19 protein-coding genes are annotated in these 15,549 nt (G+C 59.3%); 4 read left to right on the plus strand and 15 right to left on the minus strand.

From position 1 onward, the window contains the following. Positions 1–136 precede the first annotated feature (136 nt). A complete protein-coding gene (locus tag ASD46_RS12690) occupies positions 137–1,234 on the plus strand; it encodes a DNA alkylation repair protein (RefSeq protein WP_013761715.1) in 1,098 nt (365 codons plus the stop codon). Between the two features lie 18 nt (positions 1,235–1,252). On the opposite strand, the gene ASD46_RS12695 is transcribed toward ASD46_RS12690, so the two are convergent. The 5 genes from ASD46_RS12695 to ASD46_RS12715 all read right to left on the minus strand — a co-directional run bounded on the left by ASD46_RS12695 (position 1,253) and on the right by ASD46_RS12715 (position 6,302). Next, the gene (locus tag ASD46_RS12695) at positions 1,253–2,278 is read right to left on the minus strand and encodes a sulfate/molybdate ABC transporter ATP-binding protein (RefSeq protein WP_003511215.1); all 1,026 of its coding nucleotides are present in this window, start codon (positions 2,276–2,278) and stop codon (positions 1,253–1,255) included. A 5-nt stretch (positions 2,279–2,283) separates the two neighbouring features. Then, complete coding sequence (gene cysW / locus ASD46_RS12700; protein WP_003511217.1) at positions 2,284–3,171, minus strand: sulfate ABC transporter permease subunit CysW; 888 nt, start codon at positions 3,169–3,171, stop codon at positions 2,284–2,286. Positions 3,172–3,174: 3 nt separating this feature from the next. Then, complete coding sequence (gene cysT / locus ASD46_RS12705; RefSeq protein ID WP_003511219.1) at positions 3,175–4,017, minus strand: sulfate ABC transporter permease subunit CysT; 843 nt, start codon at positions 4,015–4,017, stop codon at positions 3,175–3,177. 54 nt (positions 4,018–4,071) lie between these two features. Further along, entirely contained in the window at positions 4,072–5,058 is a 987-nt protein-coding gene (cysP, locus tag ASD46_RS12710) for a thiosulfate ABC transporter substrate-binding protein CysP (protein WP_060642364.1), read from the minus strand. A gap of 173 nt (positions 5,059–5,231) precedes the next feature. Further along, positions 5,232–6,302, minus strand: a complete 1,071-nt coding sequence (locus tag ASD46_RS12715) for an enoyl-CoA hydratase/isomerase family protein (protein ID WP_003511223.1) — start codon at positions 6,300–6,302, stop codon at positions 5,232–5,234. 281 nt (positions 6,303–6,583) lie between these two features. Here ASD46_RS12715 and ASD46_RS12720 point away from each other — a divergent pair, with 281 nt between their 5' ends. Continuing rightward, a complete protein-coding gene (locus tag ASD46_RS12720; RefSeq protein ID WP_003511224.1) occupies positions 6,584–6,835 on the plus strand; it encodes a DUF2934 domain-containing protein in 252 nt (83 codons plus the stop codon). Between the two features lie 68 nt (positions 6,836–6,903). Here ASD46_RS12720 and ASD46_RS12725 read toward each other — a convergent pair whose 3' ends face one another. Beyond that, positions 6,904–7,707 (minus strand): SH3 domain-containing protein, encoded by an 804-nt coding sequence (locus tag ASD46_RS12725; protein ID WP_003511225.1) that lies wholly within the window; start codon positions 7,705–7,707, stop codon positions 6,904–6,906. Between the two features lie 258 nt (positions 7,708–7,965). Here ASD46_RS12725 and ubiG point away from each other — a divergent pair, with 258 nt between their 5' ends. Continuing rightward, complete coding sequence (ubiG, locus tag ASD46_RS12730) at positions 7,966–8,712, plus strand: bifunctional 2-polyprenyl-6-hydroxyphenol methylase/3-demethylubiquinol 3-O-methyltransferase UbiG (protein WP_003511226.1); 747 nt, start codon at positions 7,966–7,968, stop codon at positions 8,710–8,712. Positions 8,713–8,795: 83 nt separating this feature from the next. On the opposite strand, the gene ASD46_RS12735 is transcribed toward ubiG, so the two are convergent. From ASD46_RS12735 to ASD46_RS12750, 4 genes are read right to left on the minus strand one after another with little or no spacing between them, the layout of a single operon-like run. Further along, a complete protein-coding gene (locus ASD46_RS12735; protein WP_003511227.1) occupies positions 8,796–9,224 on the minus strand; it encodes a DUF1178 family protein in 429 nt (142 codons plus the stop codon). Continuing rightward, the gene (locus ASD46_RS12740; protein ID WP_060642365.1) at positions 9,221–10,072 is read right to left on the minus strand and encodes a carbon-nitrogen hydrolase family protein; all 852 of its coding nucleotides are present in this window, start codon (positions 10,070–10,072) and stop codon (positions 9,221–9,223) included. The genes ASD46_RS12735 and ASD46_RS12740 overlap by 4 nt, the downstream gene beginning before the upstream one ends. Positions 10,073–10,101: 29 nt before the next feature. Next, positions 10,102–10,356: a glutaredoxin 3 gene (gene grxC, locus ASD46_RS12745; protein ID WP_003511229.1), complete on the minus strand. Its 255-nt coding sequence runs from the start codon at positions 10,354–10,356 to the stop codon at positions 10,102–10,104. Positions 10,357–10,416: 60 nt separating this feature from the next. Beyond that, positions 10,417–11,208, minus strand: coding sequence for a ComF family protein (locus ASD46_RS12750; protein WP_060642366.1), 792 nt, complete (start codon positions 11,206–11,208; stop codon positions 10,417–10,419). 144 nt (positions 11,209–11,352) lie between these two features. Between ASD46_RS12750 and ASD46_RS12755 the strand changes: the two genes are divergently transcribed. Further along, positions 11,353–12,234, plus strand: coding sequence for a methyltransferase domain-containing protein (locus ASD46_RS12755; protein ID WP_003511231.1), 882 nt, complete (start codon positions 11,353–11,355; stop codon positions 12,232–12,234). Positions 12,235–12,251: 17 nt separating this feature from the next. On the opposite strand, the gene ASD46_RS12760 is transcribed toward ASD46_RS12755, so the two are convergent. From ASD46_RS12760 to argJ, 5 genes are all read right to left on the minus strand, one after another. After that, a complete protein-coding gene (locus ASD46_RS12760; RefSeq protein ID WP_026330706.1) occupies positions 12,252–12,443 on the minus strand; it encodes a Flp family type IVb pilin in 192 nt (63 codons plus the stop codon). Positions 12,444–12,537: 94 nt separating this feature from the next. Beyond that, the gene (locus ASD46_RS12765) at positions 12,538–12,852 is read right to left on the minus strand and encodes a hypothetical protein (protein ID WP_003511234.1); all 315 of its coding nucleotides are present in this window, start codon (positions 12,850–12,852) and stop codon (positions 12,538–12,540) included. Positions 12,853–13,014: 162 nt separating this feature from the next. After that, positions 13,015–13,428, minus strand: a complete 414-nt coding sequence (mutT, locus tag ASD46_RS12770; protein WP_003511235.1) for an 8-oxo-dGTP diphosphatase MutT — start codon at positions 13,426–13,428, stop codon at positions 13,015–13,017. Then, complete coding sequence (locus tag ASD46_RS12775; protein WP_003511236.1) at positions 13,425–14,201, minus strand: GNAT family N-acetyltransferase; 777 nt, start codon at positions 14,199–14,201, stop codon at positions 13,425–13,427. The genes mutT and ASD46_RS12775 overlap by 4 nt, the downstream gene beginning before the upstream one ends. A gap of 18 nt (positions 14,202–14,219) precedes the next feature. Beyond that, a complete protein-coding gene (argJ, locus tag ASD46_RS12780; protein WP_003511237.1) occupies positions 14,220–15,461 on the minus strand; it encodes a bifunctional glutamate N-acetyltransferase/amino-acid acetyltransferase ArgJ in 1,242 nt (413 codons plus the stop codon). Positions 15,462–15,549 lie beyond the last annotated feature (88 nt).

Below are 15,549 nucleotides of genomic sequence, written 5' to 3' on the forward strand. Positions count from 1 at the left end.
GAATGACGGAGTGAAAGACCTTCGTCAATCTGTGAAGAAGCAAGATCTGCTATGTCTTTTCTTCGGTAGTACCACCTCCCTTGCCTCCGTCCTCATCATGCCCTAAAAGAACAAAAAGTGAACTTAGAGAGGCACTATGAGCGAGACAGCGGCACCCGCGTTGAAGGAAATCTTCAACCACGAAAAACTGCGACACATCGCCGATCAGACCAAAGCCGTTCATGCGCCTTTCGATGTTCCCGCCTTCATGGCGCTTGCCACGACAAATCTCGAAGCGCTGGGCATCATGCAGCGCATGCGGCAGGTGGCGACCAGCCTGCACGCCACGCTTCCCGGCGACTATGCCCGCAACATCGAAATTTTGACAGCCGCAGCACCCGGGATAGGCAACGGTTTCGCGTCCATTTCGCTACCAGAATATGTGGCGCTTTACGGTCTCGACGATTTCGATCTTTCCATGCAGGCGCTGCAATATTTCACCCGTTTCGGCTCCTCGGAATTTGCGATCCGCCATTTCCTGCAAAGGGATCTGGCCCGAACACTTGCCGTGATGGAAACATGGTCACGACATGACAACGAGCATGTGCGAAGGCTGGCGAGCGAAGGCTGCCGGCCGCGCCTGCCTTGGTCGTTCCAGCTCAAAGCCCTGATCGATGATCCCTCACCGGTAACCGCGATCCTTGATGCCATGAAAGCTGACGAGGCGCTTTACGTGCGCAAATCCGTCGCCAATCATCTGAACGACATCACCAAGGACAATCCCGCTTTCGTGCTGGCGCTCATCGACACATGGCCGAAGGAAAACCCGCATACACGCTGGATCGTGCGGCAGGCCTTGCGTACTCTGGTCAAGAAAGGTGACGCTGCCGCGCTCGCCCATTTCGGTGCCCATAAGGAGGCTCAGATCGCACTTTCGGCGTTTCAGGTTTCTCCTGAAAAGGTCGCTCTTGGTAATCCGGTGCGGATTTCAGCTTCTTTCACCTCGACGGCAGAAAGCCCGCAGAAGCTGGTGATCGATTATGCCGTGCATTACGTGAAAAAGAGCGGTGACGCCTCCGCGAAAGTCTTCAAGTGGAAAGAAATCGAGTTGCAGCCGGGCGAAACATGCGCGCTCTCGATAAGCCGCGCCATGCGTGATTTCACCACCCGCAAGCACTATGCGGGTGTTCACAAGGTTGACCTGATGGTCAATGGCAGGCTGGCGGCCGAGGCCTCTTTCGAACTGCTGATATGAGGCTGGCGAGAGCGTCCCTCAAGCCGCCGGGAAAATCTTCGCACGGCGGATGATGACGGAACCGCGATCGCCTGCCGCGACATCATTTTCCGGCGGCACGTCGAATTCGAGGAGATCGCCGCCATCTGTGCTGGCAATCACCCGCCGCTCGCCTGCCCGGTCGAGAACCCGCGAAACCGAGGCTGGAATGCCCTCGTGCAGATCTTCCCATTCCAGGTCGGAGGGACGGGCATAGATCTCGACGGCGCCATCCGCCTGACCGTAGGAGAAAGGCAGTTCGTTGTCACCGACATAGACCTTGCCGCCGCGCGCCACGCCGGACACACGGTTGGCATCGCCGAGAAAGCGCATGACGAAGGCGCTGTTCGGCTGGCGGCAGACTTCCTTCGGCGTGCCCTGTTGCACGATCTCGCCCTGATTGAGGATGACGACGCGGTCAGCGAGATCCAGTGCCTCTTCCTGATCATGCGTCACGAAAATCGTGGTAATGCCCAGCGCGCCGTGAATTTCACGCAGCCAGCGGCGCAGGTCGCGGCGCACATTGGCATCCAGCGCGCCGAAGGGCTCATCCAGTAGAAGCACTTTGGGATCGACCGAAAGCGCACGGGCCAGCGCCACACGCTGCCGCTGCCCACCGGAAATCTGCGCCGGGAACCGGTCGCCCAGACCGTCAAGCTTGACCAGGTTCAACAGTTCCCTGACCCGCGCATCGATCGCGGCTTTGTCGCGCTTCACCTTCGACACCTTCATACCGAACGCGATGTTTTCATGCAGCGTCATATGCGGAAAAAGTGCGTAGTGCTGGAACACGAAACCGACGCCGCGATCGCGCACCGGAATATTGGTGGCGTCCTCGTCTCCAAAAAAGATGCGGCCGCCATCGCTATATTCGAGACCCGCGACCATGCGCAAAATCGTGGTTTTGCCAGAGCCGGAAGGGCCGAGCAGCGCCAGAAGCTCGCCACTTTCAATATCGAGCGAGACATCGCGCACCGCGCGGAATGTATCGAAGGTCTTCACCACATTTTCGAGGCGGATTTTCATGGGAATCAGGTCTCCGTGGCGATGGCGGCACCGCCGCTGGTCTTCTTGGCCCCGCGCCCCGCACCACGCCCTTCCAGCGCCACCTTGGCGATGATGGTGACGACGGCGAGCAGAGCGAGGATGGAGGCCGACGCAAAGGCGCCGGCCGTCTGGTAATCATGGTAGAGCAGCTCGATATGCAGCGGCAGCGTGTTGGTCTGGCCGCGAATATTGCCTGACACGACCGACACCGCGCCAAATTCACCCATGACGCGGGCGTTGCACAGAACGACGCCGTAGAGCAGTGCCCATTTGATATTCGGTAGCGTCACCGAAAAGAAGGTGCGCCAGCCGGATGCGCCAAGCGAGGTGGCCGCCTCCTCCAGATCGCGGCCCTGCGCCTGCATCAATGGGATCAGCTCGCGCGCCACAAAGGGTGCCGTGACGAACATCGACGCGATGACGATGCCGGGTAGTGCAAAGAGTATCTTGATATTGTGCGCATCGAGGAACGGCCCAAACAGCCCCTGCAGCCCATAAACGAAGAGATAGGCGACACCGGCAACGATCGGCGAGATGGAGAAGGGTATCTCGATCAGCACCAGCAGGAAGCGCCGGCCGGGAAAATCGAATTTGGTGATCGCCCATGCGGCCGCGACGCCGAAGGCCGTGTTGATCGGCACCGCAATCAGCGCCGTCAGCACCGTCAGCATGATGGCGTGGCGGGTATCGGGGTGGGTGATGGTGGCTGAGTAAACCTTCCAGCCCTGCGAAAAAGCCTCGACCCCGATGATGGTCAGAGGAGCGACAACCAGGAACGCGCCGATGACGAGCACAAAAGCGATCAGGCTACGGCGAACCCAGGGCGCGTCACCGACGCGCGGTGGCTTGCGATGCGAGGAAATGGCGCTCATGTCTCAGCTCCTCACCGTATAACGAAGCGCACGCGCCTGCAGGGCGTTGGTCACCGCCAGCATCACGAAGGCCGCGATGAGCAGCACGGAGGCGATGGCGGCGGCGGCCTGATAATCATATTCCTCCAGCCGGATGAAGATCAGCAGCGCCGTAATTTCCGTTGAAAACGGCTGGTTGCCGGCGATGAAGATGATGGCGCCGAACTCACCGAGGCTGCGCGCGAAAGAGAGCGAGAGACCGGCCAGCAGAGCTGGCGTCAGAAGCGGCAGGATGACCTTGCGGAAGATTTCGAGATCGGAACCGCCAAGCGATTGCGCCGCCTCCTCCAATGCCGGATCGAGGTCTTCGAGCACCGGCTGCACGGTGCGCACGATGAAGGGTAGACTGGTAAAGGCCATCGCCACCATGATGCCGAGCGGCGTATAGGCAACCTTGATGCCGAATTGCGCAAGCACCGAGCCGAACCAGCCGTTACCCGCAAACAGCGTCGTCAGCGCAATGCCGGCAACAGCGGTGGGAAGCGCAAAAGGCAGATCGACAATGGCATCGACAAGGCGCCAGCCGGGAAAGCGGTAACGCGTCAGCACCCAGGCAAGTGCCAGTCCGAAAACGACGTTGAACAAGGTCGCGGCCAGCGCGCAGAGCACGGTAACCCGGTAACTTGCGACGGCGCGCGGCGAAGAGATAATGGCCCAGTATTCGGCAGGGCCAAGGCTCGCCGCCTTGAACACCAGCGCCGAGAGCGGCAGAAGCACTATGATGGCGACGTAAGTGAGGGTAACGCCGAGGGACAATTTAAGCCCCGGCAGAACATTCCGCTTCAAACCCCGCCCCCATTTCATCATAAAGCGACCCGGCAGTTTCCCGCCGGGTCTTTTACCTGTTGCATATCGTCGTGATTAACGGCTGCCGTAGAGCGTATCAAGCGTCGCGCCGGACGCAAAATGCTCTTTCTGGATTTTATTCCAGCCGCCGAAGACGTCATTGACGTTGACGAGGCGAATGGCCGGGAACTTGTCCTTGAACTCGCCGACAACCTTTTCGTTGTGAACGCGATGGCCGAATTCGGCAGCAATGCGCTGGCCCTCTTCGGTGTAGAGGAAATCGAGGTAGCTCTTCGCCAGATCGCGCGAGCCGCGCTTGTCGACCACCTTGTCCACCACGGCGACCGGGAATTCGGCGAGCAGGCTGACGGAAGGCACCACGCCCTCAACCTTGTCGGCGCCATATTGCTTGGCAATGCCGCGGGTCTCGGCTTCGAAGGTGATCAGCACGTCGCCGATTTCACGTTCCACGAAGGTGGTGGTGGCGGCGCGGCCTCCGGTGTCGAAAACAGGGGTGTTGTCGAAGATTTTCTTGACGAATTCCTGAACCTTCTTCTCGTCGCCGTTGAACTTCTCCTTGGCATAGGCCGTGGCGGCGAGATAGGTGTAACGGGCGTTACCCGAGGTCTTCGGATTGGGGAAAACCACCTTCACGTCGTCACGTGCAAGATCGTTCCAGTCCTTGATGTGCTTGGGATTACCGGCACGCACGAGGAAGGAAGGGAAGGAATAGAACGGCGAGGCGTCGTTCGCGAAATTCTTCTGCCAGTCGGCGGAAACGAAACCCTGCTTCACCAGAAAATCGACATCCGTTACCTGGTTGAAGGTGACGACATCGGCTTCCAGACCCTCAACGATGGCACGCGCCTGCTTGGAGGTGCCGGCGTGCGACTGATCAACCGTGATACCCGGATGCAGCTTGATGAAAGCCTCGTTCTCGGCTGCGAAAACCTCACGGGCAACATCGTAGGAGGCGTTGAGAATGGTGGTCGGAGACTGCGCCTGCGCCGCACCTGCAAAAAGAGCGGCAATGGCAGTGCCGATGATGAGAAGACGTTTCATGAATACCCCCGGAAAATCGAATGGTCGTCAACATAACGGGGGGCGACAACGCCTGCGAGCAACAGCCGTGCGTTAAGCAGAAGCGTATTAGAAATTTCACCCAAGCAACATCAATTCGAAAGGCGATGATTTCATATATGTCCGCAAGCCGGATTTCTTTTGCGTTGCGCAATCTAAAGGCGGTGCTCGGGAAAGAGATTACCGGAATGTTTGGTAAAATATGGCAGAAGGTCTTCTTCACGCACCTCTTCCAGCTGTGCCGGTCGCCAGCGCGGATTGCGGTCCTTGTCGACCAGGGCCGCACGCACGCCCTCATAAAAATCATGACCCCGCAATATCTCCGTGCCGGCGGCAAATTCCCGTTCGAGGCATTCGATGAGGCTGGCGCTTTCCCGCCCCAGGCGCAGCAGCTTCAGGGTTAGTTTGAGACTGGTAGGGGAGCGTTTTTTGAGAATTTCCAGAGTCTCGCGCGAAAACGTATCGTCACGCTCCGAAAGTGCTGCGAAAATCTCCTCGACCGTGTCGAAACGGAATGCCGCGTCAATGATCTCACGGTGTGCCGACAGGACGCCCTCACCAGCTTCGACGGCATAAGTTCCGATTACAGCCTCGACACCATCAGGATCGAGCGCTTGTGATAGATTCTCCACCAAATCTGTAAGGCGCGCAGAAGGGACGAAATAATCGGCAAAACCGGCGTAGATCGCATCGGCAGCAGTGACCGCATTGCCTGTCAGCCCCAGCCAGGTGCCGCATTCGCCCGGCGCTCTGGGCAAAAGCCAGGAACCGCCGACGTCAGGGAAATAGCCGATACCGGTTTCCGGCATGGCAAGCTTCGTCCGCTCGGTGACTATGCGGTGGCTGGCATGGGCGGAAATGCCGACGCCGCCACCCATGACGATGCCGTCCATCAACGTGACATAAGGTTTACCAAAGCGGGCAATACGATAATTCAGCGGAAACTCTTCGCGCCAGAAATCCAGCACCTGCGGATCGCCCGCTTTGCCGAGATCGTGAATGATGCGAACGTCACCCCCCGCACAGAGCCCCCTGTCGCCTTCCCCTGTCAGCACCACGCAGGAAACGTCAGGGTCATCCTCGAAACGGTGAAGCGCCTGGAGCATGGCACGAACCATCGGCAGCGTCAGGCTGTTGATGGCTTTCGGACGGTTCAGGTGGATGATGCCGGCCCCTCCCCGTCTTCCGATGACGACCTGCGTCTCCGCTTCCGTTGCAACTTCCAAGGTCGCCTCCTCCGCTACCGTTCACCAGCCCATCTTGGAGGTCCGGGCGCGATCACGCAACGTTGATCTTGTCCTTCAGGAACGTCTTTCGCTCAAACCGCTTTCACCCGCGTAAAATGCCTGAAATCCGCTTTCGCAATGCAGCATGTTTGCTTGACGCCCGGAAAATCATGGCATGTAATGGAGTTTGAAATGCCGGCATTGATTCCTGTCGAGCGTGTGCCGGACCAAGCGGAATGTCGCCTTGTCAAAGGCGTTGTCAACAGCAACGGGAGACGAGCATGCAGGTTTCGGAACAAGAGTGGATCAGCAAACGGGCCTATACACTTTGGGAAAAGGAAGGCCATCCACATGGCCGTGACGCGGACCATTGGGAACAGGCAAAGCATGAATTTTCGCTGCTGAAGACATCGGAGGCGACAAAGCCTGCCCAGCGCAAGAAAGCAGCGCCGAAGACCGCTGCTGCGGAGCCGGAGGCAGAAGCTCCCGCAAAACCCAAGGCCCGCGCACGCAAGGCCGCAACCGCGAAATAAAAGTACTCTCGTGATAATCTGAACCGGCAAATGAAAAGCCCGACGAAATCTCGCCGGGCTTTGTCTGTTTATCGCGGATCGCAACCGGGATCACCGACCCGGCAACCGCCCTGAAAGTTTTCCGAGGCGGGCGCGCGGCGTGGATCATCCCACTGGCGGCGCTCCGGACGACGCTGGCCTTCGTCCTGATTTGGCTGGCGATCGCGATTGCGGTCGCGATTTTCTTCCTCGAACCGAGGACGGTCACCATCTCGACGCGGCCTGTCCTGGTTTCCGTCGCCCCGGTTTCTGTCACCCTGGTTCCAGTCGCCGTAACGGCGCTCCCAGCGGCCGTCATTCGGTCCACCGCCCTGACGCGGATCGCGCCATTCATCCCGGCGGCCATCACGCCATTCGTCGCGCGGACGCGGGCGTTCCCAGTCACCGCGCGGCGGCGGAGGCGCAGCATTCCAGTAACCGCCTGATGGCGGCGGACGACGCCAGCGGTCACGCTCGCGGTAGAAGTCACGGTCACGATAATAACGGTCCCAATAACGACCGGCTTCGAAGGTGATCACGGGAACGCCGAGATCGCGGTAATAACGCGGCTCAACGTAGACCCGGTTCTGCCTGAACGTCGTCTGGATGTAACGACCGGCGACCCAACCACGACCGCTGACGAAAGAGACGTCGCACCACGGCGTATCGGACAGGCAGCCATGTACCGTCAATGGTGCGCCGACCGGGATCACGACCACGGCCGGATAGGCTGTGCTCGGACCGGAGCGCATATTCACATTCGCGGTGGCAAAGCCGCGAGTCGCAGCTTCGGCAAGGGCCGGCGCGGCGAGCATGGCCACCAGCGCAATTGCGCCAAACAGTTTTTTCTTCACTTACTTCTCCTCAAGCAAAAGCCCGCTTTGCCCTTGTCGGCGTCCACCAATTTCGATGGACGAGCATGCGTTCCACATACTGCCATGACTGGAAAATACGCCGCGTTCCATGAACGCAGCATGAAACAAATCGCAGCCCGTTTCAGTTCCACCTGCGGCAATGAAGCACCCGGGAATTTGCCGACGGAATGTGCCACCGGTCTTGACTTCGGGGATCAATCATCCGACTTCAATGCAACAGCAATATGGAGCAGAACCATGAGCGAAACCGCACAGACGACCGTCGACCAGAGCGAAGTGGATCGCTTCTCCGCGATGGCTGCGGAATGGTGGAGCCCGACGGGCAAGTTCCGGCCGCTGCACAAATTCAACCCGGTGCGGCTTGAATATATCCGCAACCGCATCTGCGATAATTTCGGCCGCGACCCGAAGGCGCACCGCCCGCTTGAAGGGCTGCGTGTGCTGGATATCGGCTGCGGCGGCGGCCTGCTTTCCGAACCCGTGGCGCGCATGGGCGCGGACGTGGTGGGCGCCGACCCTTCAGAAAAGAATATCGGCATTGCCTCCACCCACGCCCGTGAAAGCGGTGTCAGCGTCGACTACCGCGCCCTGACCGCCGAACAGTTGCTGGAGGCGGGCGAAACCTTCGACGTCGTCCTCAACATGGAAGTGGTCGAGCATGTGGCCAATGTCGATCTCTTCGTCACCACCTGCGCGAAAATGGTGCGTCCCGGCGGGCTAATGTTCGCCGCCACCATCAACCGCACGCTGAAAGCCCGCGCGCTCGCGATCTTTGCCGCCGAAAACGTATTGCGCTGGCTGCCGCGCGGCACCCACCAATATGAGAAGCTGGTTCGCCCGGATGAGCTTGAACGGCCGCTGGTGGCCAGCGGCATGGATATCGTCCACCGTACCGGCGTCTTCTACAACGTATTGCAGGACCGCTGGAACCTCTCGCCGGACATGGAAGTCAACTACATGATGCTGGCGAAAAGACCCGCGTAAAGCTAGCGCACCCAATTCTCCGGTCATGAACGACGGATGACGTTCGTCCTAAGTGGCAGACGTCATCAAAATCGTAGGCAAACTCAATTCACATCATCGGGCAGCACTGGCAACGGTGCAATCTCGATGCCCTCGTCAATCAAGGCCTTCGCGTCCTGGGCAGACGCGTGGCCGATGATGCCGCGTTCGTCGGCCTCGCCATAGTGGATCTTGCGGGCTTCTTCGGGAAATTTATCGCCGACATCTTCCGCATTCGCGCGGATATTTGCGACCGCCTCGCGGATTTTTGCGATAGCCTCTTTTCTGGCCGTGTCCATGGCGAGCGACTGGCGTTCGTCTTTTTTGCGGGCGGTGGAGACCGAAGGCGCCATCAGAAGTTTGGAAACCTGCGGGGAATTGCACATCGGGCAGGACAGGAAGCCGCGCTGCAACTGATTGTCGAAATCGTCGCTCCCGGAAAACCAGCCTTCGAACTCATGGCCCTTTTCACAGGCCAGCGCATAACGGATCACGCCGCCTCACCTCCAGCAGGAATAACCGTGTCCAGTCCGAACTCGCGGGCATTGCGCAGATTGGGGATTTTTCCGCGCGCGGCAGCCACGAGAGACGTGTCGATCTCTGCGAAAATGATCTCTTCTCCGGCGCCACCGGCCATTGCCAGCACCTTGCCCCAGGGGTCGATGATGATGGAATGGCCGAACGTGACCCGCCCGTCCTCATGCAGGCCGGCCTGTGCGGCGGCAATGACGAAAGCGCCGTTTTCAATGGCGCGGGCACGCAGCAGAATTTCCCAGTGGGCTTCACCCGTCTGGCGGGTGAAGGCGGCCGGAACCGTCAGAACCTCGGCGCCGGCGAGTGCCTCCGCCCGGAAAAGCTGCGGGAAGCGCACATCGTAGCAGATCGCAAAGCCGAATTTCCCCAGCGGAAGTTCGGCAACGCGAGCGACAGCGCCGGGTTCGTAAGCCGCACTTTCGCGCCAGCTTTCGCCATTGTCGAGATCGACATCGAACATATGGATCTTGTCATAGCTGCAGATACGCGAACCGTCAGGCGCAAACAGAAAACCGCGATTCGCAATCTTGCCATCCAGGCGGGCAATCGCTGTCGAGCCGATATGGACATGGATGCCGAGTTCGCGTGCCAGCCGGGCGGCGGTCGCAACGATGATATCGCCATCGTCGTCACGCAGCTGGGCGCGAAGCGCCTGCCTGTCCTTCTGGAGAGCGCCGGTCATTTCCGGCGTCTGAACATAGACAGCGCCCGCAGCCGCAGCAACACGTACCAGGCGCTCCATATCGGCGGCGTTTTTCACCGTATCGACACCCGAGCGCATTTGAATGGCGGCAGCCTTGAAAATCATCACGTCCTCCGTATCGAAAATCGAGCCGATTAAGCGGCAAGCATAACGTCGAGTTTGCCAGCACGCTCCAGTGCATGCAGATCGTCGCAACCGCCGATATGCTGGCCGTTGATGAAGATTTGCGGGAAGGTGGTTCCGCCGGATTTCTCGATCATTTCCTGCCGGTACTCCGGCGTCGTCGTCGCGTTATATTCGGCATAATCGACGCCCTTGCTGTCCAGCAACGCCTTGGCGCGCGCGCAATAACCACAAAAATCCCGTGTATAGATCGTTACCGGTGCCATGTATTTCGAAGCCTCGCAAACGTGTGCTGAAACGCACGATATCCTCGTTTCATTCAGGCTTCATATAGGGCCGGAAATGGCCATTGCAAAGGTCAAAACGGTCACATCCGTGGCACCCGCCTTCCGCAAGACGCGACTTGCCGCGCCCACCGTCGCACCAGTGGTATAAACATCATCCACCAGCACCACTCGCTTGCCATAAACATCGGTTTTTCGGCTGGGCGCTATTGCAAAAGCGCCCCGCACATTGTCCTGCCGGGCAAGCGCGGAAAGCCCTACCTGCCGCTCGGTCGGCTTCACGCGCAACAGCGTGCCGGCAAGCAGCGGTTTGCCGGTGGCCTTGGCCAGATGCCGTGCGAGCTCAGCAGACTGGTTGAAACGGCGACGCCAGAAGCGGTGGCGATGCAGCGGAACCGGCACGATACAGTCGCAGCTATCAACCGTTCCGTCGCTTGCCCGCAGCATCCACAGCGCCATGAAACGCGCAAGATCGGTCCGGTCCTGATATTTCAGCCGGTGTACGAGTTTACGCGCGGTTCCCTCATGGCTGGCAACAGCACGCAGACGGTCGAAAGGCGGTGGGTCGGCGATGGCTTGTGCGCTTACAACACCCGCGCCGTGATCCCGGGCGAAGGGAATGCCCAGAACCTCACAAAAAGGTCGATCGATAAAGGCCACATCCCGCCAGCAATCCGCACACAGGGCACCCTCGCCACCGGTCATGCGGGAACACCCTGCGCAAGTGGGCGGATAGACCATGCGGAAGGCCGAGTGCAACACGCTGCGTGCCGCCACCGACACCGTCGCGGACTTCGACAGCAATCCCGAAAACAGATCTTCACCAGCGCCCATGAGGTTGACTTTAGCGCCGAACGGGTGCCTTTGCGAGAGAGATATGTTTCGGCCTCTGACCGGAAAAACAATGCCCGAAGCGGCATGACAGCAACGATGCGGCCCGCCGATCCCAAAGGCGTTACAGGCCGAGCAGGCACGACGATGGATATTCTCTTTGACCAGGCCCTGATCGAACAAAATCGCCGCCGGGCGTGGAACCGGCGTGACGACAAGGCCCTGTTTCTTCTCGACATGGCCGCCGACGAGTTTGCCGACAGGCTCGCCATCGTCGAGCGCCGTTTCGAGACCGCAATCGAACTGCACGGCGGGACGGGCATCACCGCCCGGCGCTTGACCGAGACGGGCAAGGTGGATGCTATCCGTCGTATCGAGACGGATACCTCCTTTGCGACGGATGGGAATCTGCCGCAGGTGGCCTCCATGGAGCATCTGCCGCTCGAAGAAGCCTCCGCCAATCTCATTGTTTCCCCGCTTGCCCTCCACCTCACCAACGACACCCCCGGTGCGTTGATCCAGATAAGGCGGGCGCTAAAGCCGGACGGACTGTTTCTCGGAGCCATTCCCGGCAGCGGCACATTGCAGGAACTGCGCGATGTGCTGTTGACGGCAGAAGCCGAGTTGACCGGCGGCGCCAGCCCGCGCGTCATTCCCTTTGCCGATGTGCGCGATGTTGGCGCACTGTTGCAGCGTGCCGGTTTTGCGCTTCCCGTCACCGACGCGGAAACTTATACGGTGCGTTACGACTCGATTTTTCCGCTGATGCGCGATCTGCGCGCCATGGGCATGGCCAATCCGCTGGCAAGCCGCAGCAGAAAACCGCTCAATCGCGCTTTTTTCCTGCGGGCAGCGGAGCTTTACGCCGAACGTTATTCCGATCCGGACGGGCGGATCAGAGCCACGTTTTCCATCATCTATGTCTCAGGCTGGGCACCGCACGAGAGCCAGCAGAAACCGCTGAAACCTGGTTCCGCCAAAATGCGCCTTGCCGATGCCCTGAAGACGACCGAAGTCAAGCTTTCCTGATAGGCGTAGCGCAGGCCCTAGATGTTGGCAAAAGTATCGGCGAGGAACTGGAATACCGCATTGATGGTGCTGCCGATGGTGGTTCCGCCACCGATGATGGCGGCGGAAATAACGCCGACGATCAGGCCGTATTCGACTGCGGTCGCGCCGTTTTCGTCTTTAAAGAAACGAATAAAACAATGCAGCACGGGATATTCTCCATCCGCCATCCGGTGCTTACGCTAACCGGCATTATATATTGCTAAAATCGAATTTATACTATGCCACGGGCATGAGTAATCCGTTACCGATGATGGTAAACGATCAGCAACCGCTCTCGCTGCTATAGCCCGTCACGACACAGGGCATCTCGGGCATCGGCTGGGTTATGCTGCGGCGGATGGAATAGGTCTTGCCAGCATCGGTCTTCTTGATGGAGCCGGTGCTTATCATGTCGTAATTGTCGGAGAACTGCGCGACGCGCGTTGATGATTTTCCGGCAAGCATGGGGGTGACGATCAGGGAAAGAGCAATCACAGCCGTCCCGAAAAGCAGCGCGACATTAAGAACGCCGGTGCGACGGGATTTGTTGGAGTAAGACTGACGACCTTCCACCGTCTTCCAGAAATCCTCGTTCATAGCCAACCTCATACGCGCAGTTTACCGCTTCTTTAGCTTAACAATCTGCCAGAGGGTGCTGAACGATCTGTTAACACAGCCTCGTTTTGGCACGGTAAAGCGGAGTTATGGGATGTTTTCAACAGGCTGCGCGAGGGGATCGAACCCGCCAGGTAGGTCGCTTTAAAGCAAATCCTGAAGGAAGGGGATGAGCGGCTCGTCGGCCGGCGGCATCGGATAATCACGCAGAGCCTGCGGCTTTACCCATTTAATTGCCTGTCCTTCGCGCCCATGGGCCATGCCTTCATAACGACGGCACACGTAAAGCGGCATCAGCAGGTGAAAAGTCTCGTAGGTATGGCTGGCGAACGTCAGCGGCGCGAGGCAGGCTATCTTGGTCTTGATACCCAGCTCCTCGTCCAGCTCGCGGACGAGGGTCTCCTCCGGTGTTTCGCCTTGTTCCACCTTGCCGCCTGGAAATTCCCACAGGCCGGCGAGCGACTTGCCCTCAGGTCGTTGCGCCAGAAGAATACGGCCGTCCTGATCAAGAAGGGCGCAGGCGGCAACCAGCAGGATTTTTTTGCCCGCTTCGCTCATTCTTCACCAGCCTTGCGCCAGTAGCGATAAGAATAGGCCTCGGTGAAGCCGAATTTTTCATAAAGTGCAATCGCCGGCGCATTTGTGGAGACGACCTGCAACCAGGCGCTTTTGGCGCCGCTGATGCGGCCCCAGCGCAGTGCTGACGCCAGCAGCTGCGTGCCGAGGCCCTTTTTCCGCTGCGACTTCTCGACATCGAGGGAAAGAATGCCGGCAAGATCGTTATCCTGCACGCAGATAACGGTGGCAAGTGCGCTGCCCCCTGCTTCTTCGTTGATGAACAGGCCAAGGGTCGGCTTGATCGAACTGAGGATTTCAGCGATCGCCGGGCGCAGGGTCGGGTCGCCATCGCTGACCTTGATGCTCGCCTCGACAAAACGGCCAATATCGTGGCTCGGCAGGCTGACCAGCGTTTCCGGCAGTTCAATGCCAGCGAGATCGGCCGTCATGACCTTGACCTCCTCAACCATGGACCAGCCGTCCTTTACCAGAAAATCCTTGAGCTGCGGCGGCATCAGCGTCGTTTCGCGCACCACCAGCGGACGGCCGAAATCCTCGAAGCGCTTGCGCGCCTTTTCCAGCCGCACCGCGCAGTTTCCATAATCGGAAGGATCGAGCGGCACCACGCAATTGATGCGTTTTGATGGATGCGACCCCGTCAGGCGGATTTGCCAGCTACCGTCATAAATCACCGACGAGGCCGGCCATGCCCGAAAGCTGACTGCTTCCAGACGGCGAACCAGCGGCAGATTGACGATTTTATTGTCCTGCATTCTCTTCGGCTCCAACGGTCAGCTCCGGTAGTCGCCGTTGATCGCAACATATTCCTTGGTCAGGTCGCACGTCCATACGGTGGCCTTGCCCTCACCGAGACCGATGTCAACCTTCACCGGAATGTCTTCCAGCCGCATCACGGCGGTGGTCTCCGCTTCCGAATAATCCGGATCGCGTTCGCCATTGACGGCAACGCGTACGCCGCCGAACCAGATGGCAAGGCGATCACGGTCGGCCATTTCACCGGATTTGCCCACAGCCATCACGACGCGACCCCAATTGGCATCTTCGCCGGCAACCGCAGTCTTCACCAGCGGTGAGTTGGCAATCGAAAGGGCGATCTTCTTGGCAGCGACATCGTTTTCCGCGCCGGTAACGGTGACTTCGACCATCTTGCGTGCGCCTTCGCCATCGCGAACCACCTGCAGGGCCAGATCTTTCAGGAGATCGTTCAAGGCGGCGCGGAAGGAGGAAAGCCGCTCGTCATCGGCGCGCGTCACCTTGACCTGACCGTCCTCAGCCGCCGCACCTGTCGCAAACAACATCAGCGTATCGGAGGTGGAGGTGTCGCTGTCAACAGTCACGGAATTGAAGGTCGGGCCGACACCGGCGGAAAGCAGCGATTGCAGCGCGGCCGGATCAATATCGGCATCCGTCACCACGAAAGAAAGCATCGTCGCCATATCGGGCGCGATCATGCCGGCACCTTTGGCGATACCGTTGATGGTGACCACGACACCGCCGATTTCAGCGGTGCGGGTCGCGACCTTGGGATAAGTGTCGGTCGTCATGATTGCCTTGGCGGCTTCCTGCCAGAAATCGGCTTCAGCCATGCCCTGCATGTCGCCCAGAACCCCGGCGAACTTGGTGGCATCAAGCGGTTCGCCGATTACGCCGGTCGATGCCAGAAACACTTCATTTTCAGAGCAGCCGACGGCAGCGGCTGCGGATTTCGCCGTCAACTCGGTCGCGGCCTTGCCTTTGACGCCGGTAAAGGCGTTTGCGTTACCGGAATTGACCACCACGGCGCGCGCCACGCCGCCGCCGAGATTGGCGCGGCAGAAATCAACGGGGGCCGAGGGGCATTTCGATTTCGTGAAAACGCCAGCCACGCTTGCCGGCTTGTCGAACACCATCAACAGAACGTCGGTCCGGTTCTTGTACTTGATGCCGGCGGCAGCCGTCGCCATGCGAACACCACGCAGTGCGGGCATGTCGGGATAGGATTTCGGAGCGAGCGGGGAAACGGCAACGGACATGGGAAAGCGCCTGAGATTCTGGAAACGGGGAAGATTTGAAAGTGCCTGAGATGAAGCGGGGCGGCCTGTGGCCGCCCCGTAACATGGT

Origin of the sequence: Rhizobium sp. Root491 (assembly GCF_001427205.1) — a bacterium.
Taxonomy (GTDB): domain Bacteria; phylum Pseudomonadota; class Alphaproteobacteria; order Rhizobiales; family Rhizobiaceae; genus Agrobacterium; species Agrobacterium tumefaciens.

Coding starts and splice junctions, on each gene's coding strand:
- ASD46_RS12690 (WP_013761715.1), top strand. CDS start 137: ATGAGCGAGACAGCGGCACCCGCGTTGAAGGAAATCTTCAACCACGAA.
- ASD46_RS12695 (WP_003511215.1), bottom strand. CDS start 2,278: ATGAAAATCCGCCTCGAAAATGTGGTGAAGACCTTCGATACATTCCGC.
- cysW (WP_003511217.1), bottom strand. CDS start 3,171: ATGAGCGCCATTTCCTCGCATCGCAAGCCACCGCGCGTCGGTGACGCG.
- cysT (WP_003511219.1), bottom strand. CDS start 4,017: ATGATGAAATGGGGGCGGGGTTTGAAGCGGAATGTTCTGCCGGGGCTT.
- cysP (WP_060642364.1), bottom strand. CDS start 5,058: ATGAAACGTCTTCTCATCATCGGCACTGCCATTGCCGCTCTTTTTGCA.
- ASD46_RS12720 (WP_003511224.1), top strand. CDS start 6,584: ATGCAGGTTTCGGAACAAGAGTGGATCAGCAAACGGGCCTATACACTT.
- ubiG (WP_003511226.1), top strand. CDS start 7,966: ATGAGCGAAACCGCACAGACGACCGTCGACCAGAGCGAAGTGGATCGC.
- ASD46_RS12740 (WP_060642365.1), bottom strand. CDS start 10,072: ATGATTTTCAAGGCTGCCGCCATTCAAATGCGCTCGGGTGTCGATACG.
- grxC (WP_003511229.1), bottom strand. CDS start 10,356: ATGGCACCGGTAACGATCTATACACGGGATTTTTGTGGTTATTGCGCG.
- ASD46_RS12750 (WP_060642366.1), bottom strand. CDS start 11,208: ATGGGCGCTGGTGAAGATCTGTTTTCGGGATTGCTGTCGAAGTCCGCG.
- ASD46_RS12755 (WP_003511231.1), top strand. CDS start 11,353: ATGGATATTCTCTTTGACCAGGCCCTGATCGAACAAAATCGCCGCCGG.
- ASD46_RS12760 (WP_026330706.1), bottom strand. CDS start 12,443: ATGGCGGATGGAGAATATCCCGTGCTGCATTGTTTTATTCGTTTCTTT.
- ASD46_RS12765 (WP_003511234.1), bottom strand. CDS start 12,852: ATGAACGAGGATTTCTGGAAGACGGTGGAAGGTCGTCAGTCTTACTCC.
- mutT (WP_003511235.1), bottom strand. CDS start 13,428: ATGAGCGAAGCGGGCAAAAAAATCCTGCTGGTTGCCGCCTGCGCCCTT.
- ASD46_RS12775 (WP_003511236.1), bottom strand. CDS start 14,201: ATGCAGGACAATAAAATCGTCAATCTGCCGCTGGTTCGCCGTCTGGAA.
- argJ (WP_003511237.1), bottom strand. CDS start 15,461: ATGTCCGTTGCCGTTTCCCCGCTCGCTCCGAAATCCTATCCCGACATG.